At 52.5% G+C, this 1,401-nt stretch carries 1 protein-coding gene; it reads right to left on the reverse strand.

Translation table 11 applies throughout. The features are described 5' to 3' along the window. Positions 1-1,401, reverse strand: a 1,401-nt coding sequence (gene ppsA / locus ACTHUT_RS20685) for a phosphoenolpyruvate synthase (protein ID WP_440419682.1), incomplete at both ends; no start/stop codon positions are given.

Consider the following 1,401-nt stretch of genomic DNA (forward strand, 5'->3'; position numbering starts at 1 on the left):
CGATGGAGAAGCCGTCGAAGTATTGCAGGAATTGTTCTGCCAATACAGCGTTGCTTGGCAACTCGCACATCATGATCAGGCGCAGGCCGTTTTTGCCGCGTTCCAAACCGTTTTCTTTCAGGGCTTTGACAACAGCTTCGGCTTCACCCAAAGTGCGGACGAATGGAATCATGATTTCGACGTTGGTCAAACCCATTTCGTCACGGACGCGTTTCAAGGCTTTGCACTCGAGTGCGAAGCAGTCTTTGAAGCTGTCAGCGACATAACGCGCCGCGCCGCGGAAGCCCAACATTGGGTTTTCTTCGTGCGGTTCGTAAATGCTGCCGCCCACCAAGTTGGCGTACTCGTTGGATTTGAAGTCAGACATACGGACGATGGTTTTGCGTGGGTAAACCGAAGCAGCCAAAGTTGCCACGCCTTCCGCGATTTTATCGACATAGAAGTCGACAGGGGAAGCATAGCCGGCGATGCGGCGGGTAATTTCCGCTTTCAATTCGTCGTCTTGTTTGTCAAATTCCAACAAGGCTTTAGGATGGATACCGATTTGACGGTTGATGATGAATTCCATACGTGCCAAGCCGATGCCTTCGCTAGGCAGGTTGGCGAAGCTGAATGCCAATTCAGGGTTACCAACGTTCATCATTACTTTTACAGGCGCTTTAGGCATGTTGTCCAAAGCAACATCGGTAATTTGTACGTCCAGCAGGCCGGAGTAGATGAAGCCGGTATCACCTTCGGCACAAGATACGGTAACTTCTTGGCCGTCTGAAAGCAGATCGGTTGCGTCGCCGCAGCCGACTACGGCAGGAATGCCCAATTCACGCGCGATAATCGCTGCGTGGCAGGTACGGCCGCCGCGGTTGGTCACGATGGCGGAAGCACGTTTCATTACGGGTTCCCAATCCGGGTCGGTCATGTCGGTAACGAGTACGTCGCCTGCTTCAACGGAATCCATCTCGGAAGCATCTTTCACCAGGCGTACTTTGCCTTGGCCGACTTTTTGACCGATGGCACGGCCTTCGCACAAGACAACTTTTTCGCCGTTGATGGAGAAGCGGCGCAGATTGCGGCTGCTGTCCTCTTGGGATTTTACAGTCTCAGGACGGGCTTGCAGGATGTAGAGTTTGCCGTCCAAACCGTCGCGGCCCCATTCGATGTCCATTGGGCGGCCGTAGTGTTTTTCGATAGTCAGCGCGTAATGGGCCAGCTCGGTAACTTCGGCGTCGGTAATGGAGAAGCGTTGACGGTCTTCTTCAGGTACATCGATGTTGGTGACAGATTTACCGGCTTCGGCTTTGTCGGTAAAGATCATTTTGATTTGTTTCGAACCCATGGTTTTGCGCAGGATAGCCGGTTTGCCTGCTTTCAAAGTAGGTTTGAATACATAGAATTCGTCAGGGT

The organism is Neisseria sp. P0022.S010, from assembly GCF_051956635.1.